This window comes from Deinococcus metalli, assembly GCF_014201805.1.
Lineage (GTDB): Bacteria > Deinococcota > Deinococci > Deinococcales > Deinococcaceae > Deinococcus > Deinococcus metalli.
In genome coordinates, this window is the sequence record NZ_JACHFK010000001.1 from 253,120 (window position 1) to 269,754 (window position 16,635).

General features: G+C 70.7%; 17 protein-coding genes. 9 read left to right on the plus strand and 8 right to left on the minus strand.

The window, feature by feature from the left end; translation table 11 throughout:
- Positions 1-45 precede the first annotated feature (45 nt).
- From dxs to HNQ07_RS01305, 4 genes are all read right to left on the minus strand, one after another.
- The gene (dxs, locus tag HNQ07_RS01290; protein ID WP_229831799.1) at positions 46-1,938 is read right to left on the minus strand and encodes a 1-deoxy-D-xylulose-5-phosphate synthase; all 1,893 of its coding nucleotides are present in this window, start codon (positions 1,936-1,938) and stop codon (positions 46-48) included.
- Positions 1,935-2,627, minus strand: coding sequence for a hypothetical protein (locus HNQ07_RS01295; RefSeq protein ID WP_184109074.1), 693 nt, complete (start codon positions 2,625-2,627; stop codon positions 1,935-1,937). Before HNQ07_RS01295 ends, dxs begins: the two co-directional genes overlap by 4 nt.
- 128 nt (positions 2,628-2,755) lie before the next feature.
- Positions 2,756-3,433, minus strand: coding sequence for a PspA/IM30 family protein (locus HNQ07_RS01300; RefSeq protein ID WP_184109076.1), 678 nt, complete (start codon positions 3,431-3,433; stop codon positions 2,756-2,758).
- Positions 3,434-3,605: 172 nt separating this feature from the next.
- On the minus strand, positions 3,606-4,412 hold the full coding sequence (locus HNQ07_RS01305; RefSeq protein WP_221274665.1) for a hypothetical protein: 807 nt from the start codon (positions 4,410-4,412) through the stop codon (positions 3,606-3,608).
- Between the two features lie 285 nt (positions 4,413-4,697).
- On the opposite strand from HNQ07_RS01305, the gene HNQ07_RS01310 reads away from it, so the two are divergent.
- The 4 genes from HNQ07_RS01310 (at position 4,698) to HNQ07_RS01325 (ending at position 7,220) form a co-directional block, all read left to right on the plus strand.
- On the plus strand, positions 4,698-5,234 hold the full coding sequence (locus HNQ07_RS01310; protein ID WP_229831798.1) for a TetR/AcrR family transcriptional regulator: 537 nt from the start codon (positions 4,698-4,700) through the stop codon (positions 5,232-5,234).
- A gap of 27 nt (positions 5,235-5,261) precedes the next feature.
- Positions 5,262-6,152: a formyltetrahydrofolate deformylase gene (gene purU / locus HNQ07_RS01315; protein ID WP_184109080.1), complete on the plus strand. Its 891-nt coding sequence runs from the start codon at positions 5,262-5,264 to the stop codon at positions 6,150-6,152.
- Positions 6,153-6,240: 88 nt separating this feature from the next.
- Complete coding sequence (locus HNQ07_RS01320) at positions 6,241-6,708, plus strand: hypothetical protein (protein ID WP_184109082.1); 468 nt, start codon at positions 6,241-6,243, stop codon at positions 6,706-6,708.
- 68 nt (positions 6,709-6,776) lie between these two features.
- The gene (locus HNQ07_RS01325) at positions 6,777-7,220 is read left to right on the plus strand and encodes a hypothetical protein (protein ID WP_184109084.1); all 444 of its coding nucleotides are present in this window, start codon (positions 6,777-6,779) and stop codon (positions 7,218-7,220) included.
- Here the strand turns inward: HNQ07_RS01325 and HNQ07_RS01330 are convergent.
- Positions 7,210-8,337, minus strand: coding sequence for a semialdehyde dehydrogenase (locus HNQ07_RS01330; RefSeq protein ID WP_184109086.1), 1,128 nt, complete (start codon positions 8,335-8,337; stop codon positions 7,210-7,212). The two genes, HNQ07_RS01325 and HNQ07_RS01330, sit on opposite strands and share 11 nt — an antisense overlap.
- Positions 8,338-8,402: 65 nt before the next feature.
- On the minus strand, positions 8,403-9,392 hold the full coding sequence (locus tag HNQ07_RS01335; RefSeq protein WP_184109088.1) for an NADPH:quinone oxidoreductase family protein: 990 nt from the start codon (positions 9,390-9,392) through the stop codon (positions 8,403-8,405).
- A gap of 145 nt (positions 9,393-9,537) precedes the next feature.
- Between HNQ07_RS01335 and HNQ07_RS01340 the strand changes: the two genes are divergently transcribed.
- Genes HNQ07_RS01340 through tmk form a run of 5 tightly spaced genes read left to right on the plus strand, consistent with a single transcriptional unit; the run spans position 9,538 to position 14,588 of the window.
- On the plus strand, positions 9,538-11,616 hold the full coding sequence (locus HNQ07_RS01340) for a 3-hydroxyacyl-CoA dehydrogenase NAD-binding domain-containing protein (protein ID WP_184109090.1): 2,079 nt from the start codon (positions 9,538-9,540) through the stop codon (positions 11,614-11,616).
- Positions 11,613-11,900, plus strand: a complete 288-nt coding sequence (locus HNQ07_RS01345) for a DUF6959 family protein (protein WP_184109092.1) — start codon at positions 11,613-11,615, stop codon at positions 11,898-11,900. Before HNQ07_RS01340 ends, HNQ07_RS01345 begins: the two co-directional genes overlap by 4 nt.
- A gap of 47 nt (positions 11,901-11,947) precedes the next feature.
- Positions 11,948-13,129: an acetyl-CoA C-acyltransferase gene (locus HNQ07_RS01350; RefSeq protein WP_184109094.1), complete on the plus strand. Its 1,182-nt coding sequence runs from the start codon at positions 11,948-11,950 to the stop codon at positions 13,127-13,129.
- A 41-nt stretch (positions 13,130-13,170) separates the two neighbouring features.
- On the plus strand, positions 13,171-13,965 hold the full coding sequence (locus tag HNQ07_RS01355) for a Nif3-like dinuclear metal center hexameric protein (protein ID WP_184109100.1): 795 nt from the start codon (positions 13,171-13,173) through the stop codon (positions 13,963-13,965).
- Positions 13,962-14,588 (plus strand): dTMP kinase, encoded by a 627-nt coding sequence (gene tmk / locus HNQ07_RS01360; protein WP_184109101.1) that lies wholly within the window; start codon positions 13,962-13,964, stop codon positions 14,586-14,588. The genes HNQ07_RS01355 and tmk overlap by 4 nt, the downstream gene beginning before the upstream one ends.
- Here the strand turns inward: tmk and HNQ07_RS01365 are convergent.
- Positions 14,578-15,429: a glutaminyl-peptide cyclotransferase gene (locus HNQ07_RS01365; protein WP_229831797.1), complete on the minus strand. Its 852-nt coding sequence runs from the start codon at positions 15,427-15,429 to the stop codon at positions 14,578-14,580. The genes tmk and HNQ07_RS01365 overlap by 11 nt on opposite strands.
- 64 nt (positions 15,430-15,493) lie before the next feature.
- Positions 15,494-16,591, minus strand: coding sequence for a tRNA epoxyqueuosine(34) reductase QueG (queG, locus tag HNQ07_RS01370; protein ID WP_184109103.1), 1,098 nt, complete (start codon positions 16,589-16,591; stop codon positions 15,494-15,496).
- Positions 16,592-16,635: the final 44 nt, after the last annotated feature.

Sequence of the window (16,635 nt, forward strand, 5' to 3'; positions counted from 1 at the left end):
GCACTGTTACCGGATGCAATCTGCTACGGCTGAGCTGACCGGCGCCTACACCCCCAGCGGGACGTCCACGCCGAGCTCAGCCAGCACCGTGCGGATCGCCTGGGCGTCGATGCCCGCGCGGGCGTGCACGCTCTCGACGGTCGCGTGCTCCTGGAACTCGTCCGGGATACCCAGCACGCGCACTGGGACGGCGAGGTGCTCGGCGTTCAGGAATTCCAGCACGGCGCTGCCGAAGCCGCCCACCACCGTGTTGTCCTCCACGGTGATGATCGCGCGGGCCGTCCTGGCCAGGTCTCGCAGCATGGCCTCGTCGAGCGGTTTCACGAAGCGGGCGTTCACGACGCCCACGCCGCCGAGGTCCCCGGTCGCCTTGAGGGCGTAGTCGAGGGCCTTGCCGCCGGCGAGGATCACCACGTCGTCCCCGCCCTTGACGCGCTCCCACGTGCCCCACTCCAGGGCCGGCCACGTGCCCTCGGGGACGCGCTCGGTGGTGCCGCGGGGGTAGCGGATGGCGTAGGGGCCGTCGTGTTCCTGGGCGTACTTGAGCATGCCGCGCAGTTCGGTGGCGTCCTTCGGCAGGCCGATGCGCACGCCGGGAATCGAGCGCAGGAAGCTCAGGTCGAAGACGCCGTTGTGCGTGGCGCCGTCCGCGCCGACGATGCCCGCGCGGTCGATGGCAAAGGTGACGTTCAGGTGCTCGATGGCGACGTCGTGTAGCACCTGGTCGTAGGCACGCTGCAGGAACGTGGAGTAGATCGCCACGATGGGCCGCAGGCCCTGCAGCGCCATGCCGGCGGCGGCGGTGACCGCGACCTCCTCGGCGATGCCGACGTCCAGGTACCGGTGCGGGTGGGCCTTGCTGTACCCGACCAGGCCGCTGCCCTCGCGCATGGCGGGCGTGATCACGAAGGTGCGCGGGTCGAGCCGGGCGAGTTCCGTCACGGCGTCTCCGAAGGCGTTGCTCCACGAGTACGCGCTGCTGGGCGCGAAGTCGCCGGTGTCCGGGTCAAACTTGCCCGGACCGTGCCAGTAGATGGGATCGGCCTCGGCGTAGCTCAGGCCCTTGCCCTTCTTGGTGACCACGTGCAGGATGGTCGGCCCGTCGAGTTCCACCAGGCGTTCGAGCAGCCACACGAGTTCCTGCACGTTGTGGCCGTCCACCGGCCCCACGTAGCGCACGCCCATGGCCGCGAAGGGGTTCACGCTGGCCGGGTCGAAGAAGTGCCGGGTGCTGCTCTTGGCGCGGCTCATGAAATTCGCCAGTGGCCGGCTGACCGCCTGCACCGCCTTCTTGCCGGCGCCCTCACCTTCCTGGAACCACTTCTGCACCTGCAGGCCGCGCATGAACTTGTTCAGCGCGCCCACGTTCTCGCTGATACTCATCTCGTTGTCGTTCAGGACGATCAGCATCTTGCGCTGCTTGTCCCCGATCGTGTTCAGCGCGGCCAGCGCCATGCCCCCCGTCAGCGAGCCGTCCCCGATCACGGCGGCCACGTGGTAGTCCTGCCCCAGCGCGTCGCGGGCCATCGCCATGCCCAGCGCGTTCGCCAGGGACGTGCTGGCGTGCCCGACCGTGATCGCGTCGTGTTCGGACTCGCTGACCTTGGTGAAGCCAGACAGCCCGCCCTCCTTCTTCACGGTGGGCATGCGGTCGCGGCGGCCGGTGAGCATCTTGTGCGCGTACGCCTGGTGCCCGACGTCGAACAGGATGCGGTCGCGCGGCGAGTTCAGGACGTAGTGCAGCGCCACGATCAGGTCGGTGGCGCCCAGCGACGACGCCAGGTGCAGTCCGCCGACCGAGCACACGCGGACGATCTCGTCCCGCAGTTCCTGGGCGAGCTGCGGGAGCTGGTCGCGCCGCAGGGTCTTCAGGTCGTCGGGCGTGTCGACGGTGTCCAGCAGCCGCTGGGGAACGGGCATGAGGTCGTGGGATGTCATGGTTGGCCTCCGGGGCGGGCGGCAAAGTTGCGGGCGGTGAGCAGCAGGCCCTCGGGCGTGCGCACCTCGCCCACGAACGGCGTGAACCACACCTGCTGCGTGGCGGGGAACAGCCCGCCCAGCGTGTCACTGATCTGACGGGTCACGACCCACACGTCGAAGGTGCCGGCCGGCGTCTGCACCGAGCGCCGGTCCTGCACCAGGTAGCGGTAGGTCAGGGTGCCCTGACCCTGCACGGTGCCGTCGGCGGCGCGGATGGTGACCTGGCTCTGGCCCTCCCAGCTCAGGCCGACCCGCCACGCGTTCTCGGCGGGGTATTCCAGCCACGGGGGCGTGAGCTGCACGTTCACGCCCGGCTTGTTCAGGCCGTACAGGTGCACGCCGGCCGCGTCGTAGGTGCGGTACCACGTCTGCTCGGCGCCGCGCCCGGTCAGCTGCTCGGCCTGCACGGCCTGCGAGCCGTACACCGTGGCCCCCAGGCCGCGCAGCACGTACGGGGGCGCGCCGCCCGCCTCTCCCTCCGGCGCGTACGACCACGTCAGGCCCGCCTCGTGCGGGTAGAAGGACACGCCCGTGACCGGCGTGGAACTCTGGACCGTCGTGGTCGTGGCGCGCGGCGCACAGCTGCCCAGCGCCGGCAGCAGCAGGGCCAGCGCCAGGGCCGCGAGGAGCGGGGGAGGGCCGGACATACGGCACAGCTTAGGGGGCCACATCGCGTTCATTCTGTCAGGAAACATGAAGTCCCCCTGACCGACGGCCACACTCCGGCAGCACACGGCCCCCACCGGCGGGCGGGGGCGTGACAGAACAGCGGTCCTCAGCGGTCGTTCGCCGGCCCCTGCACCTTGGCCTTCAGGGCTGCGAAGGCGTCCTCGATGGCCTGGTCGCGGCCGAGGTCCTTGAGCTGCGCGTCGAAGTCGCCCTCCTTGCGCAGGTCCTGGGACGCGCGGTTGCGGTCTTCCATGCCCGCGACCTTCTGCTCCATCTCCTCGAAGGCGTCCATGGCGCCGCCGGCCTTGTCGAAGCCCGACACGCGGTCCAGGGTGGCACCCGCCTGCGCGGTCTTCTGCCGGGCCGCCAGCAGGGACTTCTTGGATTCCATCTCGTCGATCTTCGCTTCCAGCGCGCGCAGCTGCGTCTTGAGTTGGTCAATGGTCGTGGTCTGCACGGTGCGCTGCTCGTCGAAGCCGGCGGCGAGGTCCTTGCTGTTCTGCGCGCGGCGCAGGGCTTCACGGGCGAGCTCCTCGTTGCCGCCGCGCAGGGCTTCCTCGGCCTTCTTGCTGTATTCGTCGCTCAGGCGGCGGTTGGTGTTCGCCTCACGCTCCAGCTTGCTGGCCTGGGCCATCGCGTCGGCCACCTCGCTGCGCGCCTCGCTGTATGCGGCGCGCATGTCCCGCAGCGCCTGGTCGATGATCTTGGCCGGGTCCTCGGCACGGGAGATCAGGTCGTTTACGTTGGCGCGCAGCAGTCGGGACAGTCGGTCAAGGATGCTCATGGTGGTACCTCCTGGGTGGGCGCGGCGCTCCGGGTCGCCGCCCGTGGTGATGGGCCGCTGCGTGGAAGCGCGGCCTGATCCGGCGTCCATCATTACGCAGGCGCGCACGTGTGGGTTGCGCCGGGCACGCGGCTTCACGCGACCTTAAGGCCTCATGAGGGCGGCCGGGCGCTCAGAACACGATCGGCTTCAGGCCCACGCTGTCCGTGCCGCACGCGACCGTCAGGTCCTTGCCGGCGGGCGTGACGGTGCAGCCCAGGGCGCGCAGCCCCGAGACCGGGAAGATCAGGTTCTTGCCGTCGGTGGCCGGGGCAAGCGGGAGTTCCACCGAGCCGCCCTCGAGCTGCGCCTTGCGCTGACCGACCGTCACGGTCAGGGCGGGCTGGTCCACCACGCTCAGGCGGAACTTGCCGGCGCCCAGGCTGGTCACCTTCACCACGCCCACCAGATCGCTGCCCAGCACGTACGGCTGGCCGCGCGTCACGCCGCTGGGAACGGCGGGGGCGCTGGGGGCAGCCGCCGCGCGGGCCTGCACGGCGTCCACCACCACCAGCGCTTCCTGGTCCGCCAGGGCGCTCAGGAGCACGAAGGCGTTGACCGGATCGCCCACTTTCGCCGTGACGAGCAGCGTGCTGGCCTTGCCGCTGGTCTTCCACTCGCCGGCCGCGCGCGCCGCGAGGCGGCCCTTGATCAGCGGGCGCAGCGTGGACGCGCCCGACTTCACGTACAGACACACGGCGCGTGGGCTGAGCTTCAGGGCCGCCGGGCAGCCCACGATCTGGCCGCGGACCGCCGCGCTGATATCGACGGCCACGGCGCTGACGGCCTGGGTGGTCGCGGCGGACGGGGCCTGGGCCGGCTGGGCGGGCGGCGTGGCGGCCGGGGTGGTCTGCGCGCCGGCGTGGGCGCCCACCGTCAGGGCGCAGGACATCAGTACAGCCAGCAGGCGCGGGGACGAGGCAACTCCGTGGATGGGCATATGTAGCGCATCCTATGCGCCCCGGATGAGGGCCGACTATAAGCGCCGGTGTGGGGAAGGGGTTCCCGCAGGAGCCGGGAATACTACTGTTGAGCTTGCCAGCGCGTGTCCGTGAAGGTCTTCACAGCGGTCCAGACATGACCGCAGATATCGTTTGCACTAATGGCAAGTGCCCCAACCCGCCCCGCCCGCGCACGCAGCGCCGCCGAGAAAACCCAACGCCGAGACGACATCCTTCGGGCTGCCGAACGCCTGTGGAACACGTCCACCTACACTGACCTGAGCATGAACCATGTTGCCCGCGAGGCCCAGCTCGCCAAGGGCACGCTGTACCTGTACTTCGACACCAAGGAGGAGCTGTTCCTGGCCCTGGTGTCCGAGCACCTGCAGACGTGGATCACCGACACCATCCAGCTGTTGCAGGACCGCCGGCCGACCACCCCCTCCGCGGTGGCCGACGCGCTGGTGGACGCCAGTTCCGACGTCGTGCCGCTGCGCCGCCTGATGCTGCTGCTGGGCACCGTACTCGAGCGCAATGTCCGCCCGGAGCTGACCCGCGAGTTCCGCCGTGACATCACGGCCCGCACCCAGTTGCTGGTCACGCACCTGCCGTTCAGCCGCGACGCGAGCCTGCAGATCCTGCGCCACCTGTACGCCCTGGCGATCGGCTGGCAGCACGTCGCAGAGGAATTCGCCGGGTCCAGCGCGACCGACGAGGCCGGCGTGCCCGCGCCGGACCCCTACGCCGCCGAGTTCGAACTGGCGATGCGCGCCGTGATCGACCGCATCGTGGCCGGGCAGCCGGCGCCGCGCCAGGCCTGATCCCCGCGGGCTGCGTATGCTCTGGGGATGACCGGACCGTCCGCTCCCTCCATGCCCGACCCCCTCAACACGGCCACGCTCACGATCACCTGCCCCGACCGGCAGGGCATCGTGGCGGCCGTGTCGCAGTTCCTGTTCGCCCACGGCGCGAACATCATCCACAGTGACCAGCACAGCACCGATCCTGTGGGCGGGACGTTTTTCATGCGCATGGAGTTCCACCTCGACGGCCTGGACCTGGCGCGCGAGCCCTTTGAGCGGGCCTTCGCGCAGGTGGTGGCCGAACCCTTCGCCATGGACTGGACGCTGGGCTACCGCGCGCAGCCCAAGCGCATGGCGATCCTGGTCAGCCGCTACGACCACTGCTTCCTGGACCTGCTGTGGCGCAAACGCCGGGGCGAACTGCACGTCGAGATCCCCGTGATCATCTCCAACCACGACGACCTGCGCCGTGACGCGGAGATGTTCGGCATTCCCTTCCACGTGGTGCCGGTCACCAGGGAGACCAAGGCCGAGGCCGAGGCCGAGCAGGTGCGGCTGATGCACGCGGCCGGCGCGGACTTCGCGGTGCTGGCGCGCTACATGCAGATCCTGTCCGGGGACTTCCTGACGGGCTTCGGGCGGCCCGTGATCAACATCCACCACTCGTTCCTGCCGGCCTTCATCGGCGCCAACCCGTACCGCGCGGCCTTCAACCGCGGCGTGAAACTGATCGGCGCGACCAGCCACTACGTCACCGAGGAGCTGGACGCCGGGCCGATCATCGCGCAGGACGTCATCCCGGTCACGCACCGCGAGACGCCGGACTCGCTGATGCGCATGGGCCGCGACGTCGAGCGACAGGTGCTGGCCCGCGCCGTGAAGGCGCATGTGGATGACCGCGTGCTCGTGTACGGCAACAAGACGGTCGTGTTCTGAGAGCCGGGCGAGTCTCCGTGACGACCGGCCGGCGGCGACGGGAGAACGTCCGGTGCCGCGCCCCGCTGCTCTGGACCCGTCAGACGGGATGACGGGCGACGCCGCACACCGTCAGGCCCTGCTGACCGAGGGCGACCGCGTGGCGCGCGAACTGGCGCAGACGCTGCATGTCACGCTGGACGGTCAGGAGCGCGTGATCCTGCTGGGCCGCTCGCTGGCTGTAAACCTGATCCCGGCTGTGCAGGACACGCTGGAGGTGGTCAGCCGCCGCGCCGGGCAGCCGCTGCGCGCCGTGGCCACCGTGGACGACCGGGGCCGTCCCGCGCTTCAGGTGGTGGATACGGCCGGGGTGATCCGCCGCGTGGTGCCCGCCGACGACGTGATCCGCGACCTGCTGTACGTGCAGGGGCGCCTGGACCAGACGGTGCGCGCTCACCTGCAGGACGGCCTGAGCGGAGACGAGCACCACGCGACCCGCGCCCTGGTGGCGTGCCTGAAAAGCCGGGCGGTCCTGACAGCCCTGCACCGTCTCGTCTCCACGCTGCTGACCGCGTGACGACCACCGCCCTGCCGGGACGGGGCGGATGGCCTCGCCGCGTGGCAGGGCCCCGCTACACTCGGCGCATGGCGACGGTCTATGTGATCCTGCTCACGCTGCACAACATCAACCGCTGGCTGGTGCTCCTCACCGGCGTGTGGACGCTGGTCCGGACGCTGCCCGGCGCGGGGGGCCGCCGGCCCTTCACCGCCGCGGACCGGCGCCCGGTCGTGGCGTTCACGGGTACCGTGCACCTGCAGCTGATCCTGGGCCTGCTGCTGTTCGCGTTCCTGGGCATGCAGCGTGCGCCAGTGTTCGCCGGCGCCCCGAACAGCGGGTTCACGTGGCAGCACGTGGGCCTGGGGGTGCTGGCTGCCGTCACCGCCACCATCGGCTCGGCGCTGAGCCGCCGCGCACCCACGGATCAGGGCAAGTTCCGGGTGGCGACCACGTGGACCGCTGTGACGCTGCTGCTGGTCCTGCTGCTGATTCCGTGGTGGCGTCCTCTGCTGCGGCTGTTCACGGCGTAAGCTCCGCCAGCGGAAACGGCAGCCGGGCGGCACTGGCCGCGCTGTGTCCGGCGTGGGTTCCGGGGCGTGGGGCGTCCTGCTCGAAGCGGCGGGTGAGGTTCACCGGCTCCCCGAAGGAGCGCGGGGCGGCCGGCCCGAAGCCCAGCGCGCCGAAGCGGGCGGCCAGCTCCACCATCAGCTGCGCCTGCCCGGACTGCGGCGGCCCCAGCGTGAAGTGGCCCTCGTGCCCGGCCAGCCCCAGCAGCAGTGTCTCGGCCAGGCACGCGCACGCGCGTGCTGCCCGCCCCCGCGGCGCGCCCGGGCGCCACACGCCCGGCACGGCTGCCACGCCGCCGTCCACCACCCGGACATCCGGGCGGCGCAGCAGCAGGTCCGGCCGCGTCACACGCGGCTGCGAGTCGTCCAACACCAGGGCGTCCGGGCCGAGGTGGTCCGCGCCCAGCGCTGCGCCGTCCAGCAGCACGACCAGCCCGGCGGCGCGCACGTCACGCAGGTCCGCCGTCACCTGGAGCGGCCCGGCGGACACACGTCCAGGCCCGGCACTCACGTCATTCACGGGCGTGTCCACGAGCAGCAGCGGCCACGGGGAGAGGTCCGCAAGCAGCGCGACCACGGCGCGGCCCACCCCCGTATCGGCCCCCACCACCGCGACCGGCGTGCCCGGCGGGACGTGTGCCAGCAGCCGCCGGACCGTCATGACGCACAGGACGGCCCGGAAGGCGCTCCCGGTCGTGATCCCCACGTCGTCCGGCAATTCGCCGCCCAGCAGCGCCGCGCTGCCGCCGCCCAGGCCGACCGTCAGCGCGCCCAGCGCCCGCGCCCGGTCCAGCGCCTGCCACAGGAGCCGCCGGGCGCGGCGCGACCCGGAGCACACCTCGTCCGGCGTGACCGGCAGCGTGATCACCCAGCCGGCCGGGCGCTCGGGGTTGTCCGCTGCGCGCAGCGGTCCGGTCACCCTGGCCCGCAGCGGCAGGCGGCGCAGCCACGCGCCCAGCACCCCGCCCAGTGCCGTAGACGGGCGGCCCAGGTCGCCGGCATGATCCGTCCCCGGACAGGTGACGAACGCGACCGGGTGGCGGGGCCGGTACGCCGGGCTGGAGTGGGGCTCGGTGGTCATGGCGGCAGTGTGCGCGGCGCGCCATGATCGCGCCGTGACTGTTCGGGGGCCGCGCGTGACCGGCCTCAGCGTCCGGGTTCGATGATCACCTTGCCGGTCGTCTTGCGGTCGAGTAGGTCCTGGAATGCGCGGGCGCTGTCCGCCAGGGCGTAGGTCGGCCCGACCTGCGGCGTGACCTGGCCGCTGCCCACCAGCCCAGTCAGCGCCTGCGCGGCCTCGGCAGTCGCGGCGCGGTCGAACATCAGGCTGGTCAGCCACAGGCCCGTCACCGTCAGGTTCCGCTTCATCAGTTCCACCGGGCGCAGGTTCGCCTGTTCGCGGCTGGCGTTCCCGATCACGATGATCCGGCCCCGGCTGGCGGCCATGTCCAGGCTCTCCTGGAAGCGCCGACCGCCCACGACCTCCAGGATCAGGGGCACGCCCTGCCCGCCCGCCGCGTCGCGCACCTTCTGTACGCGCTCCTCGTCGTCCTGGAGCAGTGTGACGTCCGCGCCGAGGTCACGGGCGATGCGGAGCTTGTCCTCGGTGCTCGCCATCGCGACCACGTGCATCCCCATCGCCTTGGCGAGCTGGATGCTGGCCGTGCCGAGCGCTCCGGCCGCCGCCTGCACCAGCACCCACTCGCCGCTCCTCCCGTGCCCCAGGGTCTTCAGGCCGTGGTACGCGGTGAAGTACGACACCGGAAAGGCGGCGGCCTGCGCGCCGCTGAGGCTCTGCGGCACGGGAATCAGCCCGGCGGCGTTCACGACCGCATACTTTGCCAGGGCGCCGCTGCCGCCGAGCGCCGCGACCCGCTGGCCGACCTGCACGCCGCTCACGCCCTCGCCCACGGACTCGACGATGCCCGCGAACTCCATGCCGGGCGTGTACGGCACCTTCGTGCGCGTCAGGTACTCGCCGGCCACCGCGAGCACGTCCGCGAAGTTGATGCCGACGGCCTCGACCTCGATCCGGACCTCGCCGGGACCGGGGACCGGCACGGGCACGTCGCGCAGTTCCATCACGTCGGGCGGGCCGAGCCGCTCCACCACCACCGCCGTCATCGTGTCGGTCATGGGGGCAGCATACCCGCTCGGCCGTAAAGTGGACGCGGACGTACATCATGAACGCGGACGTGTTTGACCGGGTCCAGAAATCGTGGAAAGCTGGGGCCGCTACCGCAACCCAGTTCCCGCCACCCGCCCCCAGGAGGCCCCATCCGTGAGCATCGTTGACCAGTCCCGCGACGGCGATATCCTCGTCCTGACCATCAACAACCCGCCCGTCAACGCCTTCTCGCCCGGCGTGCCCGAGGGCCTGAAAGCCGGCCTGGACGCCGCCGCGGCCGACGACACCGTCAGGGCGGTCGTGATCATCGGCGCTGGACGCACCTTCGTCGCCGGGGCGGACATCAAGACCTTCAACCTGCCCCGTGAGCAGGCCCCGGACCTGCGCGGCACCATCGAGGCGCTCGACGCCTTCCCCAAGCCCACGGTCGCCGCCATCCACGGCACCGCGCTCGGCGGCGGCCTAGAACTCGCCATGGGCTGCACATACCGTGTGGCCGTGCCGGGCGCGCAGCTCGGCCTGCCGGAGGTGAAGCTCGGCGTCCTGCCGGGTGCGGGCGGCACGCAGAGATTGCCCCGCGTGGTCGGCGCGCAGAAGGCGCTGGACATGATGCTGTCGGGCACGCCCATCCGGGCCACCGAGGCGTCTCAGCTCGGCCTGATCGACCGCATCGTCGACGGTGACCTCCTGAGCGGAGCCGTCGAGTTCGCCCGCGAGCTGGCCGACGCCCGCCCCCTGCCGCGCATCAGCGAGCGCGCCGTGCCGGGCGCCAGTCCAGAGGTCTTCGCCGCCGCCCGCGGGGGCATCAAGAAGACGCACCGCGGACAGCTCTCGCCGTCGCTGATCATCGACCTCGCGGAACTGGCCGCCACCGTGCCCTTCCAAGAGGGCTGGGCCGCCGAGGCGGGCCGGTTCATGCAGGCCAAGGACTCGCCGCAATCCCGCGCCCTGCGTCACATCTTCTTCGCGGAACGCGAGAGCGCGAAGATTCCCGGCATCACGAAGGACACACCCACCACCGAGATCCGATCGGCCGGCGTGATCGGGGCCGGCACCATGGGCGGCGGCATCGCCATGAACTTCCTGAACGCCGGCATTCCCGTCACCATCGTGGAGACCACCCAGGACGCGCTCGACCGGGGCCTGGGCGTGATCCGCCGCAACTACGAGGCCACTGCGAAGAAGGGCCGCCTCACCCAGGCGGACGTCGAGACGCGTATGGCACTGCTCACGCCCAGCCTGGACATGACTGCCCTGAAGGACGCGGATATCGTCATCGAGGCCGTGTTCGAGAACATGGACGTCAAGAAGGACATCTTCACGAAGCTCGACGCCATCGCCAAGCCCGGCGCGATCCTGGCGAGCAACACCAGCACGCTCGACGTGAACGAGATCGCCAGCGTCACCCGGCGCCCCGAGAGCGTGATCGGCCTGCACTTCTTCAGCCCGGCGAACGTGATGAAGCTGCTGGAGATCGTGCGCGCGGAGAAGACCAGCGACTCGGTGCTGGCGACCAGCATGGCCCTGGCCCGGCGCATCGGGAAGGTGGGCGTGGTTGTCGGCGTGTGCGACGGCTTCGTGGGCAACCGCATGATCCACCGCTACGGCGACGAGGCCCGCAAGATCGTGGAGGAAGGTGCGCGGCCCGAGGACGTGGACGCCGCCATGAACACGCTTGGCCTGCCCATGGGGCCCTTCCAGATGAGCGACATGGCCGGCCTGGACATCGGCTACGCCATCCGCCAGCACCAGGCCAGGGTCGCCGGGCAGCCTGCCCCCGACGGCTGGCTCGACCGTATTGTCGAGCGGGGCCGCAAGGGCCAGAAGACCGGCGCCGGCATCTACGACTACGACGAGACGAGAAAGCCCAGGCCCAACGCCGACATGCAGCGGCTCATCGAGGACTACCGTGCCGAGAAGGGCATCACGCCCCGCGCCATCACGCCCGAGGAGAGCACGGCCCGCCTCGCGTACTCCCTGGTGAACGAGGGCGCGAAGATCCTCGAGGAGGGCATCGCGCAGCGCGCCGGGGACATCGACGTGATCTACATCTACGGTTACGGCTTCCCCGCCTACCGCGGCGGCCCCATGCAGTACGCCGACGAGGTGGGCCTGAAGACCGTCGTGGCCGACCTGGAGCGCTACGGCCAGACGCCCGCGCCCCTGCTGAAGAAGCTGGCCGACGAGGGGAAGACCTTCGCGGAGTGGGATGCGGAGAAGGGAAGGGGGTGAGCGAACAGGTTGAGGTTGAAGTTCTCTTTCGCAACTCGTTTTCTTGGGTTTTCCAGAGGACGGATCGGGGGAATCCAAGTATTTCAATTCAGGGTGACTCACTTGCCCTACTGCGCATGCGAGTTCGTCGTGCGCTTGAAGCTCTGGAACCCGGAATGCTTGACGAGGATAGTGAGCTTGACCTTGAAATGGCTGCAGACACCCTCGACGGCATGTGGATGATCTACAAACAATATGGCTGGGTTGATGAACCGAGAACATCGAAACGGCAGGACGCTACATAGAAGTTTGTCGAATACTGCAATACAAGCCTTTCCTCAAGGAGTTCTACATGCCCGAAGCAGTCATCGTCTCCACTGCCCGCACGCCCATCGGTAAGGCGTACCGGGGCTTTCTGAACGACACGCACGGCTCCGATCTGGGTGCCCACGCCGTCACGCACGCCGTCCAGCGCGCCGGGGTCGATCCCGCCGAGGTCGAGGACGTGATCATGGGCGCCGGCAATCCGGAAGGCGCGACCGGCAGCAACATCGCGCGGCAGATCGCCCTGCGCGCCGGGTTCCCCGTGACCGTCAGCGGCGTGACCGTGAACCGCTTCTGCTCCAGCGGGCTGAACACCATCGCGCTGGCGGCGAACCACGTAATGGCCGGTCAGGGTGACATCTTCGTGGCGGGCGGCCTGGAGAGCATTACCCTGACGCAGAACGAGCACGCGAACAAGTACCGGCTGCGCGGCGAGTGGCTGATGGAGCACAAGCCCGCGATCTACATGCCCATGCTGGAAACGGCGGAGATCGTGGCGCGGCGCTACGGCATCACGCGCGAGCAGCAGGACGAGTACGCGCTCCAGAGCCAGCAGCGGACGGCGGCGGCGCAGCAGGCCGGCAAGTTCGACCACGAGATCGTGCCCATGACGGCCAGCATGAAGGTGCAGGACAAGGCGACCGGCGAGGTCAGCGATCAGCAGGTCACGCGTACGCTGGACGAGGGCAACCGCCCGGACACCACACTGGAGGGCCTCACCAAGCTCAAGCCCGTATTCGAGGGTGGCGTGATTACCGCCGGCAACGCGTCCCAGCTCAGCGACGGCGCGGCGGCCGTGGTGGTGATGAACGCCGACGTGGCGCGTGAGCGTGGCCTGGAACCCCTGGGGCTGTTCAAGGGCTTTGCCATCGCGGGCTGCGATCCGGACGAGATGGGTATCGGCCCGGTGTTCGCGGTGCCCAAACTGCTGAAGCGCCATGGCCTGAGCGTGGACGACATCGACCTGTGGGAGCTGAACGAGGCCTTCGCGGTGCAGGCGCTGTACTGCCGCGACCGTCTGGGCATCGATCCGGCGAAGTACAACGTCAACGGCGGCAGCATCTCCGTCGGGCACCCGTACGGTATGAGCGGCGCGCGGCTGACCGGCCACGCGCTGCTGGAAGGAAAACGGCGCGGCGCTAAGCACGTCGTCGTGACCATGTGCATCGGCGGCGGCATGGGCGCGGCCGGGCTGTTCGAGGTGCTGTAACCCGCACGCGGCAGCAGTCCGGCGGGGGCGGCGCGGCTACAATGCGCCCCATGTCGGACGCTTCTCCCAACACTCCCGGCGAGGTGCGGCGCGATGACCTCGTGGCGTGGCTCAATGACTATCTCCAGATCGGCGAGTTCAGGGACGTCAGTCTGAACGGCCTCCAGATCGAGGGCACGCCCGTGATCCGCCGGGTCGCGGCCAGCGTGGACACCAGCGTGAAAACGCTCCAGCATGCGGCGGACAGTGGCGCGGACCTCCTGCTGGTGCACCACGGGCTGTTCTGGGGCAAGCCGCTGCCCGTCACCGGGCCGCACCGGGAGCGGCTGCGGATCGCCATTCAGGCCGACCTGAACCTGTACGCGGCGCACCTGCCGCTCGACGCGCACGCGGACGTGGGCAACAACGCCATGATGGCGCGGGCGCTCAGCCTTCAGAACGTCACGCCTTTCGGGGAGTTCGCGGGGAAGAAGATCGGCGTGGCGGGCGAAGTGCCCTTCGAGCTGAGCTTGCAGGATTTCGCGGACCGCGTGCAGAAGCTGACCGGTGAGATCTGCCTGGTGCACGGCGGGGGCGGCCCCACGGTGCAGCGCGTGGGCATCTGCTCGGGCGAGGGCTCGGACCGCATTCCGGAGGCGGCGGCGCTGGGTCTGGACACGCTGCTCACCGGCGAGCCGGCGCACAAGCATTTCAACGACGCCTTCGAGTACGGCATCAACGTGGTCTACGCCGGCCACTACGAGACCGAGGTGTTCGGCGTGCGCGCCCTGGCCGCGAAGCTGGAGGACCAGTTCGGGCTGCCGTGGCAGTTCCTGCACCACCCCACGGGGCTGTGACGGGGCTGTTCGTCACCTTCGAGGGGCCGGAGGGCGCGGGCAAGAGCACGCAACTCGCGCGGCTGGTGGAGCGGCTCTCCGCGCAGGGCACTGCCCACACGGTCACGCGGGAGCCTGGCGGCACGCCCCTGGGCACCCGCGTGCGTGACGTGCTGCTCGACCCGGCGCTGACCATCGACCCGCTGCCGGAGTTCCTGCTGTACTCCGCGAGCCGCGCGCAACTCGTGGCGAACGTCATCCGGCCCGCGCTGGATCGCGGCGACGTCGTGGTGTGTGACCGCTACGCCGATTCCAGCCGGGCGTACCAGGGAGCGGGCCGGGGCCTCGACGGAGCGCTGCTGGATCACATCACGGCCGCCGCGACGGGCGGGCTGACCCCAGACCTGACGGTGCTGCTCGACCTCGACCCGGAAGTGGGGCTGGAACGCGCGGCGCGGCGCGGCCAGCCCGACCGGCTGGAGCGAGCCGACCTCGCGTTCCACCGCCGGGTGCGGCAGGGCTTCCTGCACCTCGCGCAGCGCGACCCGGACCGGTTCGTGGTGCTCGACGCCACCCTGGGGCCGGACGAACTGGAGGCGCGGGTGTGGTCGGCGCTTCAGGACCGCGTGGCGGCTAGCGCCTGACGCGGCCCTGGCCGCCGACGCCGGTCTCGGCCTTCACGCCCGCCACCTTCACCTCGAAGATGGTGCCCCAGCGCTTGCCCGTGATCAGCAGCGTGCCGCGCTCGGGCACGTAGGCAATGCCGTTGGGCACGTCGTCGAAGGTCAAGGGGCGGCCGCTGCGGCTGGCCTGCATGCTGGCCTCGCGCGTGATGTCCGACACGTCGAGCCACGCGGTGACCTTCCCGGACTGCGGGTCGATGCGGGCAATCCGGTCGCTGAGCCACACGTTGGCGTAGACGCTGCCCTGCACGTACTCCAGCTCGTTCAGGTTCTTGATGGGCTGGCCGTCGTCCGTGACGGCCACGGAGCGCGTGACCTTGAAGGTCTTCGGGTCGCGCCACACCAGCGTGGGGCTGCCGTTGCTCATGATCAGCTGCTTGCCGTCGGTGGTCAGGCCCCAGCCCTCGCCCGTGTAGCGGTACTGCCCGGTCTCGCGCAGCGTCTCGGCGTCGAAGGTGAAGGCCACGCCGTCCTGCCACGTCAGGTGGTACGCGGTCGATCCGATCACGGCCACGCCCTCGCCGAACGCGGTCGCCAGCGGCGTGGCGGCCGAGACCTGCACCTTGCCGGTCTTCAGGACGCTGCGGCGCACGCCCGACTGCCCGACGATGCCGGTGCTCTCGGCATACACGCCGCTCCCCAGATACTGGAAGCCCTCGGTGAACGCTGCGCGGTCGTGCGGGTAGCGGGCCACGACCGTGGGCATCAGGACTGGCGTGCGGGTGACCGGGGTGTCGGACTGGCCGCGGGCGGCGGACGCCAGCAGCAGGAAACTCAGGGACAGGGCAGGGGAAACGCGCACGGCCCCATGGTAGGGGCTGGACTCCATGGGCGTGTCACTCGTCTGCTCCGCGTGAAGGTCGGCTTCAGGTCATGAGGGCGCGGTGGGCGGACGCGCGCACAGCCTCATGTGGATCATGCCGCAGTGGGGCCAGGGAGCGGGTCTCGCCCCACTGCCCCAGCGCCCACGCGGCGGCCTCGCGCACCTCCCACGCGGGATCGGCCGCGCCGGCGAGCAGCAGCGGCCAGCCTTGCGGCGCGCGGGTATTGCCCAGCACCGTCAGGGCGTTGCGGGCCATGCCCTTGCGCCGCGGGCGCAGGAACGCCGTGTCCGCGAAGGCCCGCTCAAAGGCGCGTTCACTGCCGCCGAAGAACCGCGTTAGATCGGGGTGGGCCAGCTCCGGGTCGGGCCGCAGCACCCTCGCGAGAGGCCCGGCGTGCTCGCTCCACGGGCAGACCTCGCTGCACACGTCGCAGCCGAACAGCCACTCGCCCACCCCGGCCCGCAGGTCGTGGGGCACCGGCCCGCGGTGCTCGATGGTCAGGTAAGAAACGCAGCGCCGCGCGTCGATGGCCCGGTCGTTCCCGATGGCGTTCGTGGGACACGCAGAGACGCAGCGCAGGCAACGCCCACAGCGGTCGGGGTGCGGCGTGGCCGCGCCGCCACACGGCAGATCGGTCAGCAGCACCGCCAGCGTGACGAAGGCTCCCAGGCGGGTGCTGACCAGCATCCCGGACTTGCCTCGCCACCCCAGGAAGCCCGACGCGGCGTACAGGCGTTCCATCACGGGGCCGTGGTCCACGTAGCCGCGCGCCCGTACGCCCAGCGCGGCGGCCTCGGTCTCCAGCCGGGTCAGGACCGGTTGGAGCTGGTCGTGGTAGTCGGGCGTCCACGCGTACCGCGCGACGCGGCCCACCCGCACGCCGCCGGCCGGTTTCGGGAGTTCCGCGAACGCGTGCGACACGCCCAGCACCAGCACGCTGCCCACACCCTCCAGCCGCGTTGAGGGATCGGCGCGGGCGGGCAGCTGGCGCTCCAGATAGGTCATGCCCGCGTGCCGGCCCGCGTCCAGCCAGCCGGCGTACTCCTCGACCGCGTGGGCCGGCACGGCAGCCGGCGCCCAGCCGACGGCGTCCGCGCCCAGGTGCTGCGCGAGGTCGGCGAGAAGGTCAGCGGCGCCCACGGCCCGGAGTATGCCGTCCGGAGGTGGGCGCCGCTGCTGCGCGG